This window comes from Variovorax sp. GW821-FHT06D12 (assembly GCF_059419205.1).
The window spans coordinates 394,259-411,583 of the sequence record NZ_JBWKRI010000002.1 but is presented as its reverse complement, the minus strand read 5'-3'; the positions used below and the strand labels follow the sequence as shown (position 1 = coordinate 411,583).

Below are 17,325 nucleotides of genomic sequence, written 5' to 3'. Positions count from 1 at the left end.
CCTTCTGGTGTTGTACCGCTACGCGGCGGGGTTGAGAGCTTGCAGCTCGGGCTCAAGAGCGGGGCGCAAATCCACCGCGGAGACGTGATGCAAGTCGCTCACCGTCACATCAACGCCCGGCCCATGGATGCGCAGCGCGCCGGCCGTGCCAACGGGCTCAACACGCAACCCTGCGGCAGCGATACGGGCCTTTACTCGCTGCTCGCGGCGTTTGCGTGTGTCAAGCATGGGCGGCGCTCCGTGTCGTCGGGAGTTTGGGCATGGGCCACTGCCTGCACCACTCTGCGGCAGCGCGTAGCGACGCGCGTTGCTTCAGAGGGAGTGTGTCGATGTAGGCGCGCGCCTGCGCAGGGCAGTGGAGGTACTCCGTCTGATCGGCGCTGAGGCTGTGCATCGGATCGCGGATCATTCGACACCAAACCCGATCAGGATGGCGGCCTCTGCTCGCTGGCCGGGCCGCGGGTCGATGTCGATACCCTGCGCATCCGCCTCGCGCCACAGCTTCTCTTCCAGGACCTCTGCCTGCTCGATCTTCCGACGGATACCCGCAAGGTGGACCGCGCGTTCCTTGGCGCCGAAACCTTCCGGCATCTGATCGAGCAGCGGCTTGAATCGCTTGAGCATCTCGGTTTTTCCGAGCGCGAAAGTGAGCCAAGCGCGCGTTTCCGAAACCACCTCGCGGAGTGCTACAGCCGGGTCCAATGCGAAGTCGATCACCTCGGGCGAAAGCAATTCCACGAGAGTGTCCCCTGCGGCGATTCGCTGCAGGTCAGAGGCCACGCGATCCGTGGCTTGATCGTGCCAGGCGTCGATCTGTGCCCGCAACACGATTTCCACTTCTGTGCGCGATGCATGGGCGTTGGCCGGATCGCTCAACAACTGCTCCAGCTTCGCGATCTGCTCGCGCGCCGATTCGATATTCTTCAGGATGGTGTTCACAGTTCGACCCCATGTTTCTTGGCGAGAGTTCGAAGAGCCTGGCAGTAGGTCAGCCAAGGCTGCACGCGACGTGCGAGGGCTGTTTGCGCGGCACGCTGGCGACCGATGCTGGTGTCAAGTGCCTTGCACTTTGTGCGCTTGGCATCGACGCTCGTGGTGAGCGATGCAAGACCGCTCTTAGGGCCGCGGTAGCGTGCTACAGCAGCCTCTGCTTGTTCGAGGTCAACGCGAGCCTCTCGGAGCGAGGCTTCCTTCTCTATCAATGCCTTGCGCGACTGATTGGACGCTGCGGCCACTGCGTCACCCCGGTCCAGCAATAGACTCAAGCGTTCGATGTCGATCATTTCTTTCCTTGGTTGTGATATCGGTCCCAGATAGCTGAAGTGCTGTTTGCGGCGGTGAGCCCATTTAGCAATGCGGCGCGCACCTGCGAGAGAGGCGTGCCGGCGGCGATGAATTCGGCGGCGGCTTGTGGGCGATTCGCATACGCGCAGAGAGCTCGAATCTCCGTCTCCAAATTCGCGGTTGAGCGAGGTGGCGCCGCTGAGGCTCGCAGGAGGGCCTGTACCTTGGCCGGTAGATTTGCCTGCAGCGGGCTGATGCGCGCCCAAGCGTCAATCGGCGCGGTGACCTTGGTCGCGAAGCCCAGCGTGCGCGCTTCACTCGCGGTCATCAATGTGTCTGCGGCCAGGAGCGCGTGCAGTTTTGCCTCGCTCAGGCCGGTGCGTACCGCGTAGGTGGCCGCCAAGCTCTCGCCGATCTTGTGGAGTACGTCAGCGGTCTCTCGCATTTCGTCGGCGGTGCCGACCACCTCAGCCCACGGGTTGTGCACAAAGACGTATGTGTCCTCTGGCATCTCCCTGATATCGCCGGCCATCATTACCAACGAAGCGGCAGATGCGGCGATGCCCGTGACCTTCGTGGTGATGGTCTTGCCCGAGGCGCGCAGCATGTTGTAGATCGCGAGGCCCGCGAACACGTCGCCGCCGGGCGAATTGATCTCGACGGTGAGAGCAGCCCCCGGCGTGTCCGCCAGTGCCGCGCGAAACTCTTTGGCCTGCACTCCGCTGCTACCGATCTCTCCCTCGATCCACAGCACGGCCTGCTCGCCCCTCGCATGGAATTGTCCGTAGCGTTTCATGTGGAGGTGGGCTTAGTCGCGGACGATCACGCCCTTGCGGCCGAGTTGCGCGATGGCGGGGGTGTCCAGGCCGGTGAGTGCATCGCGGTTGACTTCGCAGTCGCGCACGAAGCCGACGGCGCGCGTATCGCCCGTCTTGGCCGGCAGGTAGTTGTAGAGCACCGCGTCGGCCGGGCCGGCAGCGCCAGCGGCCACGTAGGGCGTGTACTTCAGCGAGCCCACAGCCACCACGATCTGGAACTCGTCCCCGTCCACGGCGGCGGTGCCGCCAGCGGTCAGCGTGAAGCCGAGACCGCCCTTGTTGAAGGCCGCACCCAACGTGCCGTTGCCGATGGTGACGCCCTCGGGGTCCTCGACGACGAATTTGGTGGGCGCCGTGAAGCGGCCACGGTAGACGCCCGCTTGCGCAGCGGCGCCGACGGTGATGGGGCCCGACGTCGGGTTGCCGGTCGCGCCCGCCTGCATCGCGAATGCGCCGGCGCCGGCATCGCCGGACTGGGTCAGCAGCGTGCCCGACTTCACCGCCGAGCCGCTTTGCGTGACCACGATGTTCTCGCGGCTGCGCTGGCCTCGGGCTTCACTCAGGACGAACTCTGCCAGGCGGGGAGTCGAGGTGAGGATGGTCGCCATTTCAAGCACCTCCGGCGACGGGAGCGAAGAGGTCGGAGCCCTCATCGTCGGCCACGTGCCCGCCTTGCAAAAAGTCTGAAAGTGCGGATGCGCGAACAAACTGCTGGCGGCCGATGTACATCAGTTCGACGGCGCCAAGCTGTCCAGCTTCAGCGGCGACGATGAACAGCTTGGTGCTGAGACCGGCACGCGCCGCAGCGTCTTTGACGTGGAGCAGATGGTGCACCGTGTACGGGCGCGGTTTTGTCAATTTCATGAAGGCCTTCACTTGGTGAGAGGCCTTCATGGTCAATTTCGCGCACTAATAAGCCCTGCGGCACGATTTCGCAGCGTCTTGTCTGGTCTCGCTGTGTTTCAACGCTTGTCGCGTCGGGACACCAACGGTCGCTTATCTATGCGCCGCTTCAATCTGCAGGCAATTGCGCAATCGCGCAATTCAAGATATGAAATCTTGAAAACTCGCGAGCCCCGGGCCTCTTCGTCCCCGCACGGTCGTGGCGACCCTACAGGGTCCCCGGCGGATATCGAGCGTGCGGTCGTGTCGGATGTGCCGTCCCCTCAGGGGGCAGGGGGTACATACTGGGCTGATAGGGCGGTCACCGCGCTGAGCCATAGGCGCGCCTCCATGGCGTCGCCGCTCACGTATGCGTTGGTTCGCCAGTGCCCCGGCTCGCCGAACTCGATTGAAAGTATGTCGATGTCAGGCAATGGCGCGTCACCCGCCCGGCTTCGGAGGTCGCGCCATAGTGCACTTGCCCACCAGTCAGTTAGGGATATGTTCTCGAGGTAGACGCACGCCATGCGCGCAGCGTTGGCGCTGAGGCTCTGCAGGTCGTGACGCAGTGCTGCTAGTGCGAGGGGTTGTTCCTTCATCGATTCTTCCTGTGGTCGTTGGAGTGCGCGGGGTGGAGCGAGGTCGGTTACGGGTTACGCGGGTTACGCTGACCCCCGGTAGCCCAAACTCTCCTATTCAGAATTTCTCTTTAGGTCTTACTAGAGTGGGCGTAACTGCTGTAACCCGTAACCGGTGCGGTTAGGCGAAGAGGTCGCTTGCCATGCGGGCGTGCTCGACCTCATCCTGCGAGCGGCGCGCCTCTGCGCTGAGCTCGCCCGGCGTACGGCTGCGCCACCTATCGGGGTCTCGGAGAATCCAGCACCGATGCGCGGACCCGTTGACCTTCAGGGGCTTCGCGATGCTTTCGCAGCCCAGTTCCTCGAGAGCCCGCCGCATCGCGTTGGTGAGCATTGCCCCTTCAGAACCGTCGGACAGTGCCCGGGCCACTTCGCGATTGGTCGCCACATCCGAGGGCCAATTGGCAACGAGATCCTCCGCGTACTTGACGATCAGCGACTTTGACGCTGCGATCACCGCGAGCTTGGCGTCGCTCATTGGCGGCCGCTCGCCAGGGTTGAACGCTGAGATATCTCGATCGCGCAGGTAGACGCCGACGGCGTTGACGAATTCAAGATCGCTCAACGCCTGGTATAGCCGCGAGTAGTCCGAGGGCGAGCGCGGCGGTGCGGTGTGGCGCGCGACTCGAAAGCGTCTGTCGGTGCCAGTGATGGGCAGCGCATTGTCATGGTTGCTGTACACGAGCCAACGGCAGGAGTTGTGCTCTCGGTACTGTCGCCCGAATTTGGGATTGATGTCTCTGAACTCGGCGTTGACGATCGATTTCAGCCGATTCGCGTTGCGATGGGGGTTCTCGCCCGCGCCTTCCTGCACTTCGTCAACGATCGCCACAATGCGGCCCGCGAGTTGCCCATTGAACTGCGAATCCATGAGCGCCGGGAGGTCGACGTTCGGTGCAACCTGGCCTCGCCACAGCCGCGCAAGCAGACTGGCCAGCCAATTGCGGCCGGTGCCGGTGTTGGATGCGACATGCAGCCATCCATAGTGCGGCAACTCGCCCGGGCGCTGTTCGATGTGCGCCAGCCAATTTAGGAAGGCTTCGCGCTCGACAATGTCGGGGAACAGATACGCCAGCTGTTCGAGGAACAAATCGATGTCTGCGTTCGCTGCCCATCGATTGATGGATTGCCACGAGTTCAAGGCCAGCTTGCCGTCGGGGTCTGTGCAAAGCCGCGGCGCGCCGGCGTGAAATGTTCGTGTGGCGACGGTTTTTCGAACGGGCGACTTCTTCCAGATGTTCGCGTTTGGAATCTCGCGCAACTTCGGCTTCTCGGCCTTCGCTGTCTTGTCTTCGACCTCGGTTGCGGACGCCGCGGTCAGCCCGGCGAAGTCGGTGAAGCTGAGCACTTGTCGTGGGTCGTGGAGTAGGCCTACCTGGCTACCCTCGCCGATCCACACGCAGCTGGCCTCCATCTCCGCGACGCTCATGATGGTTGGCATGGCGCTGGTGTCGGTGTCTTGCATCCGTGCGTTTTCCGCTTGTTGCCGTTGCCGCCGCTGCTCGTCGCGAGATGTTGTTGTGCGTGGGTCGATCCAACCGCATTCTTTAGCGCGTGCCAGCAGCGTGCCGACACGAATTTTTTCGCCATCGACCCTAGACTCGCGTCGCTCCCACTGGTGGGCGAAGTCACGCGGCGTGCACTCCGGGTGCCGCAGCGACAGTTCCTCTGCGATGTCGCGGCCCGCTTCACCTGCGCCGTCTTTGATTGCCCACAATACGTCTCGCCACTCGAACCAATCCGACAGGGCTTTGGGGTGCACGCCGTCGTTGGGAATGGCGGCGGCTGCAGACGCGATGACCTCCAGCGGCGGCGGGGGCAAACCCCCGATTGCGAGTAGTGCGGCCTCGTTGTCGTCTGTAGGCGCTGGCCGTTCCGGTCGAACCTTGCGGATCGCGACGGGCGCGGTGAACAAGTCGGGCCCATCGTCAAGCCATGTTCCCCCCTCGACGTTGCGCACCTCGTAAGGCACCTCACGAACGCGACCGAAGTAGAAGCCTTGACCATGCGAGATGCTCTCGCTCGCGAGGATGCCGCCCAGTGCCCCGTTAAGCACCTCAGCCATCTCGACCATGGCCGCAAGATTGCACCTTTTGGACAGCGGTGCGACGACACGCCAGCGAGGGGTCTCGGGGGTATGGCGACTCGTCGTATAGAACAGGCATCGGATGCCAGCAATGCGGGCTCTGGCTGCGGCCTCGTCGACCGTCACCTTTCCGCCGTCGTAGTCGCCAACCACGCCGGTGTAGTGCCGCACGTTTGGGCCGTGTTTCAGCGAACCGCTCTCAGTAGCTAGGTTGCCGAACTCCGCGAAAGACAGCAATGGGCACGCATACTTGTGTGGGTAGGCCTTACCGGTGCGCAACTGCTCGAAAAAGTCGCTCCAGGACAACGACTGCGTGCGTCGGGTCTTGGCTCCAACGTCGGGAAACGTCGTGAACACGATTGTCTGCGATTGCGCAATTGCATAGCTCCCGATAAAATTGCTCGCAAGGTTGCTTTCGTTGGCTGCCTGCTTCTCTAGACGGCCGCTTGTGTCCAGCAAGCGGCCGTTGTCATTTGCGTTCATGCGGCGGCACCCTTCCGCTTCAGCGGTGTGCCGCCCTCGGCGAGACGGTCCAGGGCCTTAAGGACGTGCTGCGGGTTGTAGCGAATCACCCCTCCGATCCGGTAGAACGGCAGCAGGCGCTGACGTCGCCGATCTCGCCGTATCCAAGTGAGAGAAACGCCGAGAGCGGAGGCCATCTCTACATCTGTGAGGCCTATGCGATCAGCAAAGGGTTTGGTCGGTGAACTTGCAGGGGTAGCGGACATGCCGGGCTTTGGATGGGTGAGCTTTGACCCGTCGTCATCGACGGGCCGCTCGACCGATCTCCCCCAGGTCGCTCGCTGAGGGCGGGTCCTCAGTCGTTTGGGTAGCGCGGAAGCGCCATTTCCAACCCTGTCTTCAGAGCACGCGCGGACAGGCTTAGATGCGCGGGCAATCCAACAGAGGTCCTTTAAGCCGGGCTGTTGGCCCATTGATGAGCATCATAGGCTAAGGAAGACTATTAACGCAACTTGTTTGCAATAGATTCGCTATTGCGAAACTTTGGCGCACACCTCGATATGGTCCGCGATTGCTTGCCACCCAGCGCGCAACTGCTCTTCGCTCACTTCAACGTAGCCGTCAGTGACGTCGTTCGCAGGGATGTGGTTCAGCAGGCGCTTTAGCGTGTAGACCGGAACTAACTGCGCGGCGATTGAGGCGAAGGTGTGCCGCAGCTTGTGCGGTGAAATGCCAGCGACCGCCGCGGCCTCGTTGATCGCGGTCAGTGTCTTTGGTGCGCTGTTCACGCCGAAAAGGGGCGCGCTGGCTACCTTGCCCTTCACGTGCTTTTCTACGATGGCTCGTGTTTGACTCGAGAGCAGCAACACATGTGTGCGTCTGTTTTTGGTGTCGGGCAGGGTGATTCGGCCGCCGCGCAGGTCGACGTCTTCCAGGGTAATCCCCGCAGCTTCACCGGGTCTGCAGCCAGTCAGCAACTCGAACCGCAGCATGTCCGCGCTTGGGGTGTCCACGGCGCAGGCTGCGCGCCACCAAGCGCCCCGGCGGTCTGTAGGGATGGGCGAGGGCTTGCCGCGACTTGGTGCAATGGCCACGCGGTCCTCGCCGGCCGTCGTGGGGCTAAGCGGGTTGTCCGCGATCATCACACCCTTGTGTCGCAAAACGGCGCGCAACACTTGCATGCTGTAGCTCTGTTGCCGCTCGCCGCGAGATGCTGCGGCGTCGTACGTGTTGCGTATGGTGGTGGCATCCAGTCGGCTGATCGGAATATCTGCCAGTGCATGCAGCGGCCCCGCTTGCGTGAGCTTGCCGTTCTTGAGCAGTTCGGCAGGAGCAATCATCGCGAGATAGTCCGCCTTGGTTCGCTCCTTCAGTGGCAGCTTGTCCTTGGCGCGGCGCTTGTTCTTGACGTAGGCGCGCAGGGCGACCGCGAACGTGTCGACCTCAGCCTTTACCGCCGCGCGGCGTTCGCGTTTTGTTTCCAGTCGGTCGACACCCTGCTGTAGTTCGCTCGAAACGTCGACAGTCAACTTGCGAGCCGCGTCTGCGCTTATGGCGCCTCGCCCCGACGCGGCGCCGAGAGTGCGTCGGACGGTCTTGCCATCCACCCGACGTTCAAAGACCCATGCGCGAGCATCGTTCGCCGTCACTCGCAACGCAAATCCTGGAGTTCTGGGACACCAGTGGAGCGAGTAACTAGTGACTGGCGCGGGTATCTTGCGAGCTTCGCTGTCGGTGATCCGGACTGAGTGTGTAGGCATCTCGTGTAGGCGCTGGTGAAGGCAAAAAAGTGCCTACAGTTGACCACACATGACATACTGAGGCCAAGCTTTCATAGGGAGGATGGCAACTCGGGCTCCCGTCTGCAGGTGCAAAAAATGGACTCATAATCCGTTGGTCGAGTGTTCAAGCCACTCACGGCCTACCACCACACATTCCCCCCTCTGTAGACACTCCGACGAAGGCCGCATTGCGCGGCCTTTTTCTTTGGTGCCAGAGGCGCGCGAGCGAGGCCTGCGGCCGCCGCCGATTTCACCTACGGCAAACACAGGATTCCTTCAGGTTGCAATGCAACATCGAAGGCAAAATGCACCATTTGAGTGCAAATGTAACGGGCCGGGTGATCCCTGCGCGCGCCGCACTGCGATTCCCGATGGCCATGACCCCGCTTTTCAAGCTCCTGCTTCCGATGTCCCTGCTCGCGCTCGCTGCATGCGGTGCCAAGCGGGCTTCCACCACCGATGATGCGCCGCCCGAAGTCGGCGTGGTGGCGCTGCACGCCAGCGACGTGGCTGTGCACACCGAGCTCGCGGGCCGCACGGCCGCCTACCGCGTCTCCGAGGTGAGGCCGCAGGTCAACGGCATCGTGCGCAAGCGGCTGTTCGAAGAGGGCGGCATGGTCCGCGCGGGCCAGGTGCTCTACGAGATCGAGCCCGGCCCGTTCGAGGCCGCGCACGAGCAGGCGCAGGCCACGCTGGCCACGTCGCAGGCCACCATCGCCAGCCTGCGCGGCAAGGCCGATCGCTTCGGCGAACTGGTCAAGGCCAACGCCGTGAGCAGGCAGGAACACGAAGAGGCGCAGGCGGCGCTGGTGCAGGCGCAAGCCGGCGTGAAGGCCGCGCAGGCGGCCGTGAAGGCGGCGCGCATCAACCTCGACTTCACACGCATCACCGCGCCCATCGCGGGGCGCGTCGGCCGCTCCGCCGTGACCGAAGGCGCGCTCGTGGCGCCGGGCCAGGCGATGGCGCTGGCCACGATCCAGCGGCTCGACCCGATCTATGTCGACGTGGTGCAGTCGAGCCTGGCGTTGACGAAGCTCAAGCGCCGCTTCATTTCGGGCGACATGGCGCCGGCCAGCACCCAGGTCCGCCTGCGCATGGAAGACGGCCTGCCTTACCCGCATGCCGGCACGCTGAAGTTCTCCGAAGTGGCCGTCGACGAGGCCACCGGCTCGGTCACGCTGCGCGCGGAATTCCCGAACCCGCAAGGGCTGCTGCTGCCGGGCATGTACGTGCGCGCGCAGGTCGAGTCCGGCGTGGAGCGCCAGGCCATCCTGGCGCCGCAGCGCGGCGTGGCGCGCAACGAGAAGGGCGAGCCGACCGCGCTGGTGGTGGCGGCCGACAACAAGGTCGAACTGCGCGCGCTCGAAGTGCGCAGCACCGAGGGCGAGCACTGGGTCGTGACCCGGGGCCTGCGCGAGGGCGACCGCCTGGTGGTCGACGGCCTGCAGCGCGCGCGCCCGGGCGAAAAAGTGAAGCCGGTGCCGGTGTCCACGGCGGGCGCATCGTCCGCTGCTGTGCCTTCCCCGGCCGATTGATGAGAAGCGACAACCTTCCGTGATCGCCCATTTCTTCATCCAGCGGCCCGTCTTCGCCTGGGTCATTGCCATCCTCATCATGCTGGCCGGCGGCGTGGCCATTCGCACGCTGCCGGTGTCGCAGTACCCGGACATCGCGCCGCCGACCGTGGTCGTGTCGGCCAACTACCCCGGTGCCTCGGCGCAGGCGGTGGAAAACAGCGTCACGCAGGTGCTCGAGCAGCAGCTCAAGGGCATCGACGGCCTGATGTACTTCAAGTCGACCAGCAGCGCCGCCGGCTGGGCCGAGATCAACGTCACCTTCCGCCAGGGCATCGACCCCGACACCGCGCAGGTGCAGGTGCAGAACAAGGTCAGCCAGGCCACCAGCCGGCTGCCGCAGGCGGTGCAGCAGCAGGGCGTGACGGTTGCCAAGTCGCAGAACAACTTCCTGCTGATCGTGGCGCTCTACGACGAGACCGGCCAGCGCACCGACACCGACATCGCCGACTGGATGGCCAGCAACCTGCGCGACCCCATCAGCCGCGTCGACGGCGTGGGTTCGGTGCAGGCCTTCGGCGCGGCGTACGCCATGCGCATCTGGCTCGACCCGCACCGGCTGGTCAGCTACCAGCTGATGCCGTCCGACGTCACGGCCGCCATCACCGCGCAGAACACGCAGGTGTCGGTGGGCGAGATCGGCGCGCGGCCGTCGGCGCCGACGCAGCACCTGAACGCCACCGTCACCGCGATGTCGCGGCTGCAGACGCCCGACCAGTTCAAGGCCATTGTGCTCAAGACGCAGGCCGACGGCGCCGTGGTGCGGCTGGGCGATGTGGCGCGCGTGGAGATCGGCAGCGAGTCGTATGCCGAGACCACACGCCTGAACGGCCACCCGGCCGCAGGCTCGGCCGTGATGCTGGCGCCCGGCGCCAACGCGCTGACCACCGCCCGCGCGGTGAAGGCGCGCATCGCCGATCTCGAGCGCTCGCTGCCCGCCGGCCTGCGCGTGGCCTACGCGGAAGACACGACCCGCTTCGTCAAGATCTCGATCCAGTCGGTCATCCGGACGCTGCTGGAGGCCATCGCGCTGGTGGTGGTCGTGATGTTCCTCTTCCTGCAGAACTGGCGCGCCACGGTGATCCCCGCGATCACCGTGCCGGTGGTGTTGCTGGGCACCTTCGGCGTGCTGGCGGCCTTCGGCTATTCGATCAACGTGCTCACGCTGTTCGGCATGGTGCTGGCCATCGGCTTGCTGGTGGACGACGCGATCGTGGTGGTGGAGAACGTCGAGCGCGTGATGCACGAAGAGGGGCTCGATGCGAAGGCCGCCACGATCAAATCGATGAAGGAGATCACCGGCGCGCTGGTCGGCATCGCGGTGGTGGTGTCGGCGGTGTTCCTGCCCATGGCCTTCTTCGGCGGCTCGGTGGGCGTGATCTACCGGCAGTTCTCGGTGACCATCATCGCGTCGATGGTGCTGTCGGTGGTGGTGGCCATCGTGCTCATCCCGGCGCTGTGCGCGCGCTTCCTGAAGGCCGGCGTGCCGCCGCGCACGCGCGGCTTCCTGGGCGCCTTCAACCGCCGCTTCGATGCCGCGCAGGGCCGCTACGTGGGCGTGCTGGGCCGCATCCTGCGCAAGCCGCTGCGCTTCACGGCGGTGTACGTCGCCATCGTGGCCGGCATGGGCCTGCTGTACCTGAGCCTGCCTGGCGGCTTCCTGCCGGAAGAGGACCAGGGCAGCGTGATGGTGATCGCGACGCTGCCGGCCGGCGCCACCTCGGGCCGCACCGACGAAGTGAACCGCGCCATCGAAAAGCATTTTCTCGAGACCGAGAAGGACACGACCGACACCATCTTCACGCTCACCGGCTGGAGCTACAGCGGCTCGGGGCAGAACATGGGCATGACGTTTGTCTCGCTGAAGGACTGGTCCGAACGCGCCAGCGCCGACAAGCGCGCGCACGCCATCGTCGAGCGCGCCGGCAAGGCGCTGGCCAAGCAGCAGCGCGACGCCGAGGTCTTCGGCATGGTGCCGCCGCCCATCGAAGGGCTGGGCGAATCGAACGGCTTCGAGTTCTGGTTGCAGGACACCTCGGGCATGGGCGCCGAGCGGCTGTTGCAGGCGCGCGAAAAGCTGGTGCGCGAGGCCAACAAGGACAAGCGCCTGCAGTCGGTGCGCGCCAACAGCGTGGCCGGCACGCCGCAGCTGCAGGTCGACATCGACCAGCTGAAGGCCTCGGCGCTGCGGCTGTCGCTGGACGACGTGAACACCACGCTGGGCATTGCCTGGGGCGGCAGCTACGTCAACGACTTCATCGACCGCGGCCGCGTGAAGCGCGTGTACGTGCAGGCTGATGCGCCGTACCGCTCGGCGCCGGACGACATCGGCCAGTGGTTCGTGCGCGGCAGCACGGGCGCGATGACGCCGTTCTCGGCCTTTGCCACCACGCGCTGGTCGCAGGGCGCGTCGCAGCTCGAGCGCTACAACGGCCTGCCCGCGGTGCAGATCCAGGGCGCGGCCGCGCAGGGCACGAGCTCGGGCACGGCCATGGCGGCCATCGAGACCCTCGCGAAGAAGCAGAGCGGCACGGGCCAGGCCTGGAGCGGCCTGTCGTACCAGGAGCGGCTGTCGGGCGGGCAGGCGCCGCTGCTGTTCGCGCTGTCGATCCTCGTGGTCTTCCTGTGCCTGGCGGCGCTGTACGAGAGCTGGTCGGTGCCGGTGTCGGTGATGCTGGTGATTCCGCTGGGCGTGCTCGGCGCGGTGATCGCGGCGGCGCTGCGCGGGCTGTCGAACGACATCTACTTCCAGGTCGGGCTGCTCGCGACCATCGGGCTGTCGGCCAAGAACGCGATTCTGATCATCGAGTTCGCGGAAGCCGCGCTGCGCCGTGGCGTGCCGCTGCTCGAAGCGGTGGCCGAAGGCGCGCGCCTGCGGCTGCGGCCGATCCTGATGACCTCGTTGGCCTTCCTGGCGGGCGTGATCCCGCTGGCGGTGGCCACCGGCGCGGGCTCGGGCAGCCAGGTCGCGATCGGCACCGGTGTGTTCGGCGGCGTGCTCGCGGCGACGGCACTGGGCATCTTCTTCGTGCCGCTGTTCTACCTGCTGGTGAAGCGCGTGGCCGCACGGCTGATGGGGCGCAAGGCGGAGGAGGGCGGCGAACAGGTGGCCTGAGGCCGTCGCATCGCAAGGCCGTGAAGCTTTTTTGAAAGGCCTCGCCGGAACAGCGCTTTCGGCGGGGTAGAATTCAAGGCTGCGCGGCTGTAGCTCAGTTGGATAGAGTACTTGGCTACGAACCAAGGGGTCGTGGGTTCAATTCCTGCCAGCCGCACCATCTCTCGAATAGCCTGGAAGAGTTTCTCTTCCAGGCTATTTTCGTTTGGGGCCCTCACAGAGAGGGTTTCGTCGCCCGTATTCGCTGCGCGGCAGGCGCCCACAAAAAAGCCGCCCGAGGGCGGCTTTTTGACGTCGATACGGACGACTGCCAGGCCACGCCTGTGCAGCGTCGCACCATGCGTCTTACTTCTTCTTGGCGACGGCCTTCTTGGCGGGAGCCTTGGCGACGACTGCCTTGGTGACAGCTGCCTTCTTGGGAGCGGCGGCCTTCTTGGCAGCGGGTGCAGCAGCAGCCTTTTCAGCCTTGCGCTTGGCGGCCTTGGGGTCGATGGCGGCCTTGAAGGCAGCGCCGGCGACGAACTTCGGCACCTTGGTGGCGGCGATCTTGATCTTGGTGCCGGCCTGGGGGTTGAAGCCCGAGCGTGCAGCGCGTGCGACTTGCTTGAAAGTACCGAAGCCGACCAGCTGGACCGAATCGCCCTTCTTCACGGCAGCGACGACGCTGCTGGTGATCGTTTCGAGGACGCGTGCGGCCTCGGCCTTGCTCAGGTTGTGGGTGGTGGCGATCTTCTCGACCAGTTCGATGCGGTTCATTCAGTATTCCTTGGATGGTATGGCGCCGTGTTGCCTACGGCGGCCCAGGCTTATTCCGGGCGGGGCGGAGTGTACCGGGTCGGAAGGGCCTCTTTGGAACGGCATGGGTCGGATGCGTTGCAACAAACCCCATTGCGGGTGGCCGTCGTCCGTATTTTCAGCTTTCGATCACAAAGGTTGGGACGGGCGAAAAAACACGCTATAATCGAAAGCTGTGCGGCTGTAGCTCAGTTGGATAGAGTACTTGGCTACGAACCAAGGGGTCGTGGGTTCAATTCCTGCCAGCCGCACCACTCTTCAAGGGTTAGCTCGTTTTTCGAGCTAACCCTTTTTCTTTGGCCGGTCATTGCGCCGCGCTCGCATCAAGGTCGCGTCGGTCGCGCGTCTTTCCAGAGGCCAGCCCGCTTGGCCCTGGCTTCTTCCTCCGCGAATTCATACTGCCCACGCTCCTGGGGCGACAGGCGTTGCGCCTGTGCGGGCTGCCAGCGCGCCAAGCCGACGGTCAGCAGCGCCAGGCCTGCGTCGAGCGTCCTCGGGCCGTTGGGTGCCGAATCCGGCGTCACCATCACGCGGCAGATGCGCGCGCGGGCATGGGATGTGGACGCGTCGCAGTCGACGTCCGCCGGCTTCAGGCGAACCATGTCGTGCATCTTCTGCCGAGCCTGCTCGGCAAAGGGCTGTCCGGGCTTCGGCGCCTCGATGCCCTGCAGGCGCACGCGGCGCCACGCACTGGCGCTGGCCGCGTCGCCGCAGCGGGCAGTGAGGGTGTCGCCGCTGTGGATGCTCACGACGAAGCAGGTCTGCGTCCTGGCGTGGGTGTCCACGGGAAGAAAGCCCAGTGCGGCAGCAAGGACCGCGAGAGCGTACAAATGAAGCCCCGCCGAGACATGGCGACGGCATGGGAAATGTCCGGTGGCGATCACGGGGGCTCCTGTCTCCTGGGGATTGCGGTTGCGGCAAACTCACCGGCTTGTAGGGCGCGGCAAGGGCGCCCAGTATTTCCGATTTGAAGGGCTCTGCATTGAACAAGGCATTCACCAAGGAGTCGGACGCCGATGCGGACGACGACGATGACGGCGCAGGCGGCGCCGCACCCGCGCTGCCGGCAGGCAGCAAGAACTACATCACGCCCGAAGGCTACGCGCGCCTGCGCGACGAACTGCTGCAGCTGATGGACGAGGAGCGCCCCAAGGTCGTCGAGGCCGTGCATTGGGCCGCGAAGAACGGCGACCGCTCCGAGAACGGCGACTACCTCTACGGCAAGAAGCGCCTGCGCGAGATCGACCGGCGCATCCGTTTCCTCGGCAAGCGGCTCGAGATCGCGGAGATCACCGACCCGTCGGTGCACCATGGTCGCGACCAGGTCTTCTTCGGCGCCACGGTCCGCTATGTCGATGAGACCGGCGACGAGCGCAGCGTCACGATCCTCGGCATCGATGAGGCCGAGAGCGCCAAGTCGGAGGTCAGCTGGATCTCCCCGATCGCGCGTGCGCTGCTCAAGGCGCGTGAAGGTGATGTCGTGAAGCTCGTGACGCCGGGCGGGGCGCACGAGGTGGAGATCCTGTCGGTGAGCTATCCGGCGCCGCGCACGCCAGCGAACTGACGAAGAAGGTCAGGGCGCCGGAATCGTCCGTGCCGCGGTCAGCACCGACGCGGTCCGGCGCGCGGCGCGCAGCACGGCATCGAGGTGCGTGCGGTCGCGCACCGCGATCACGAAGCGCAGGTCGGTCGAATCCTGCGGGGTCTCGTCGGCCATTTCCACGTGCGTGATGTCGGCCTCGGCATCGGCCAGCGTGGCCGCCACGCGGGCGAGCACGCCCTTGTCGTTGCGCACGGTGATGACCACGCCGGTTTCGAAGGCACGCGTGGGCTCGTCGGCCCATTCGACCGCGAAGAAGCGCTCGCTGTCCTTGTTGCGCAGGCGCTGGCCCACGCCGCAGTCGTCGGTGTGCACCACCAGCCCTTCGCCGTGCCCGAGGTAGCCGACGATCTGGTCACCGGGAATGGGCCGGCAGCACTGCGCAAAGCGCACGGAAGAGTTTTCGCTGCCATCGAGCGTCACCGCGCCTTGCGACACGGCCTCGTGCGAGGTGAAGCGCTCGCGGCTCAGGAGGAGGGCGTCGGGGCGCTCGCCGATCTCGGCCAGCAGCGCCATGAGCCGCTTGGCGACGATGCTCGCGATGCGCTTGCCCAGGCCGATGTCGGTCAGCAGCTCGGCGCGAGTGCGGTTGCCGGTGAAGCGCAGCAGCTTCTCCCACAGCGCCTGGTGTTCGTCGTCTTCCTCGGGCAGCTTGCCCAGGCCTTCGGCGCGCAGTGCCTGCGCCAGCAGCTTCTCGCCCAGGCCTTCGGACTCGGCATGCGCCAGCGTCTTCAGGTAGTGGCGAATCTTGGAGCGTGCCCGGCCGGTGCGCACGAAGCCCAGCCAGGCGGGGTTGGGCGTGGACACGGGCGCGGTGATCACCTCGACCACGTCGCCGTTCTTCAGCTCGGTGCGCAGCGGCACCTGGTCGCCGTTGATGCGCGCGGCCGAGGTGTGGTCGCCGATGTTGCTGTGAATGGCGTACGCGAAGTCGACCACCGTGGCGCCACGCGGCAGCGCCATGATCTGGCTCTTGGGCGTGAAGACGTAGACAGCGTCGGGGAACAGGTCGACCTTGACGTGGTCCCAGAACTCGGCGGCGTCGCGTGTTTCGTCCTGGATGTCGAGCAGCGACTGCAGCCACTTGGTGCCCAACCGGTCGTTGCTCGCGGCATTGGGCTCGGCAGCCTTGTAGAGCCAGTGCGCCGCCACGCCCGATTCGGCCACGACGTGCATGGCCTCGGTGCGCAGCTGGAACTCCACGCTCACGCCGGCAGGGCCCACCAGCGTGGTGTGCAGCGACTGGTAGCCGTTGAGCTTGGCGATCGCGATGTGGTCCTTGAACTTGCCCGGCAGCGGCTTGTACATCTGGTGCAGGATGCCCAGGCCGGTGTAGCAAGCGATCACGTTCGGCACGATGAGCCGGAAGCCGTAGATGTCGGTGACCTGCGCGAAGCTCAGGTGTTTTTCTTCCATCTTGCGGTAGATGGAATAGAGCGTTTTCTCGCGGCCCGCGATGCGCAGCGTCATGCCGGCGGCGGAGAAGGCCGTCTCGACCTCTTTCTGCACCTTCTGGATCAGGTCGCGTCGTCGTCCACGCGCCTTGGCAACGGCCTTGGCCAGCGTGGCGTAGCGCCAGGGCTTGAGGTGGCGGAACGACAGGTCCTGCAGTTCGCGGTAGGTCTGGTTCAGGCCCAGCCTGTGCGCGATGGGCGCGTAGATCTCGAGCGTTTCGCGCGAGATGCGGGCCCACTTCTCGCGCGGCGCATCGGCCAGCGTGCGCATGTTGTGCGTGCGGTCGGCCAACTTGACCAGGATGACGCGCACATCGCGCGCCATGGCCAGCAGCATCTTGCGGAAGGACTCGGCCTGATTCTCTTCGCGCGTGTTGAACTGCAGCTTGTCGAGCTTGGTGAGCCCGTCGACCAGCTCGGCAACCGGTGCGCCGAAGCGCTCGATGAGCTCCGGCTTGGTGACGCCGCAATCTTCGATGGCGTCGTGCAGCAGCGCGGCCATGAGCGCCTGGGCGTCGAGCTTCCATTCGGCGCACTGCGCCGCCACGGCGATGGGGTGGGTGATGTATGGCTCGCCGCTGTTGCGCAGCTGCCCGAGGTGGGCCTCGTCGGCGAAGCGGTAGGCTCGGCGAACCAGTTCGGTGTCTTCGGGGCTGAGGTAGTCGAGGCGGGCCGTCAGCGCGGCAAAACTCGCGGCGGCCGCGTTCAGCGCCGCCGGACTCGGTTTCGGCGTGGGGGACGGAGGTTTGGCGACCGCGCTCATGGCTACCACTTTAGCGTGACCGCTCTATGGACGCGTCCAGACGTAAAAAAAGCACCGCAATGCGGTGCCTTTT

Annotated in this window: 14 protein-coding genes and 2 tRNA genes; 5 read left to right on the top strand and 11 right to left on the bottom strand. The window is 65.2% G+C overall.

Annotation, left to right across the window (positions count from 1 at the left end):
* Nucleotides 1-18: 18 nt before the first annotated feature.
* The 8 genes from AC07SQ_RS08370 to AC07SQ_RS08335 form a co-directional block, all read right to left on the bottom strand.
* Nucleotides 19-228: a hypothetical protein gene (locus tag AC07SQ_RS08370; RefSeq protein WP_495272150.1), complete on the bottom strand. Its 210-nt coding sequence runs from the start codon at nucleotides 226-228 to the stop codon at nucleotides 19-21.
* Nucleotides 229-405: 177 nt separating this feature from the next.
* Nucleotides 406-939: a hypothetical protein gene (locus AC07SQ_RS08365; RefSeq protein ID WP_495272151.1), complete on the bottom strand. Its 534-nt coding sequence runs from the start codon at nucleotides 937-939 to the stop codon at nucleotides 406-408.
* Nucleotides 936-1,283 (bottom strand): hypothetical protein, encoded by a 348-nt coding sequence (locus tag AC07SQ_RS08360; protein WP_495272152.1) that lies wholly within the window; start codon nucleotides 1,281-1,283, stop codon nucleotides 936-938. The genes AC07SQ_RS08365 and AC07SQ_RS08360 overlap by 4 nt, the downstream gene beginning before the upstream one ends.
* Nucleotides 1,280-2,080, bottom strand: a complete 801-nt coding sequence (locus tag AC07SQ_RS08355) for a head maturation protease, ClpP-related (protein ID WP_495272153.1) — start codon at nucleotides 2,078-2,080, stop codon at nucleotides 1,280-1,282. The genes AC07SQ_RS08360 and AC07SQ_RS08355 overlap by 4 nt, the downstream gene beginning before the upstream one ends.
* Before the next feature lie 12 nt (nucleotides 2,081-2,092).
* Complete coding sequence (locus tag AC07SQ_RS08350) at nucleotides 2,093-2,710, bottom strand: head decoration protein (RefSeq protein ID WP_495272154.1); 618 nt, start codon at nucleotides 2,708-2,710, stop codon at nucleotides 2,093-2,095.
* A gap of 1 nt (nucleotide 2,711) precedes the next feature.
* Nucleotides 2,712-2,996, bottom strand: coding sequence for a hypothetical protein (locus AC07SQ_RS08345; protein WP_495272155.1), 285 nt, complete (start codon nucleotides 2,994-2,996; stop codon nucleotides 2,712-2,714).
* Between the two features lie 747 nt (nucleotides 2,997-3,743).
* Nucleotides 3,744-6,191: a DUF5906 domain-containing protein gene (locus AC07SQ_RS08340; RefSeq protein WP_495272156.1), complete on the bottom strand. Its 2,448-nt coding sequence runs from the start codon at nucleotides 6,189-6,191 to the stop codon at nucleotides 3,744-3,746.
* A gap of 509 nt (nucleotides 6,192-6,700) precedes the next feature.
* On the bottom strand, nucleotides 6,701-7,930 hold the full coding sequence (locus tag AC07SQ_RS08335) for a tyrosine-type recombinase/integrase (RefSeq protein ID WP_495272157.1): 1,230 nt from the start codon (nucleotides 7,928-7,930) through the stop codon (nucleotides 6,701-6,703).
* Between the two features lie 428 nt (nucleotides 7,931-8,358).
* Between AC07SQ_RS08335 and AC07SQ_RS08330 the strand changes: the two genes are divergently transcribed.
* From AC07SQ_RS08330 to AC07SQ_RS08320, 3 genes are all read left to right on the top strand, one after another.
* A complete protein-coding gene (locus AC07SQ_RS08330; RefSeq protein WP_495276228.1) occupies nucleotides 8,359-9,486 on the top strand; it encodes an efflux RND transporter periplasmic adaptor subunit in 1,128 nt (375 codons plus the stop codon).
* 19 nt (nucleotides 9,487-9,505) lie between these two features.
* Nucleotides 9,506-12,640: an efflux RND transporter permease subunit gene (locus AC07SQ_RS08325; RefSeq protein ID WP_495272159.1), complete on the top strand. Its 3,135-nt coding sequence runs from the start codon at nucleotides 9,506-9,508 to the stop codon at nucleotides 12,638-12,640.
* 83 nt (nucleotides 12,641-12,723) lie between these two features.
* A tRNA-Arg gene (locus AC07SQ_RS08320) sits at nucleotides 12,724-12,800 on the top strand.
* Nucleotides 12,801-12,985: 185 nt separating this feature from the next.
* Here the strand turns inward: AC07SQ_RS08320 and AC07SQ_RS08315 are convergent.
* Nucleotides 12,986-13,396 carry an HU family DNA-binding protein gene (locus tag AC07SQ_RS08315; protein ID WP_070062003.1) on the bottom strand — a complete coding sequence of 137 codons (411 nt, stop codon included), beginning with the start codon at nucleotides 13,394-13,396 and terminating at the stop codon, nucleotides 12,986-12,988.
* Nucleotides 13,397-13,612: 216 nt separating this feature from the next.
* Here AC07SQ_RS08315 and AC07SQ_RS08310 point away from each other — a divergent pair.
* Nucleotides 13,613-13,689, top strand: a tRNA-Arg gene (locus AC07SQ_RS08310).
* A 69-nt stretch (nucleotides 13,690-13,758) separates the two neighbouring features.
* Here the strand turns inward: AC07SQ_RS08310 and AC07SQ_RS08305 are convergent.
* Nucleotides 13,759-14,319 (bottom strand): thermonuclease family protein, encoded by a 561-nt coding sequence (locus AC07SQ_RS08305; protein WP_495272160.1) that lies wholly within the window; start codon nucleotides 14,317-14,319, stop codon nucleotides 13,759-13,761.
* Nucleotides 14,320-14,417: 98 nt separating this feature from the next.
* Here AC07SQ_RS08305 and greB point away from each other — a divergent pair, with 98 nt between their 5' ends.
* Nucleotides 14,418-14,999: a transcription elongation factor GreB gene (gene greB, locus AC07SQ_RS08300; protein WP_495261191.1), complete on the top strand. Its 582-nt coding sequence runs from the start codon at nucleotides 14,418-14,420 to the stop codon at nucleotides 14,997-14,999.
* Between the two features lie 9 nt (nucleotides 15,000-15,008).
* Here greB and AC07SQ_RS08295 read toward each other — a convergent pair whose 3' ends face one another.
* Complete coding sequence (locus tag AC07SQ_RS08295; protein WP_095746649.1) at nucleotides 15,009-17,252, bottom strand: RelA/SpoT family protein; 2,244 nt, start codon at nucleotides 17,250-17,252, stop codon at nucleotides 15,009-15,011.
* Between the last annotated feature and the right edge of the window lie 73 nt (nucleotides 17,253-17,325).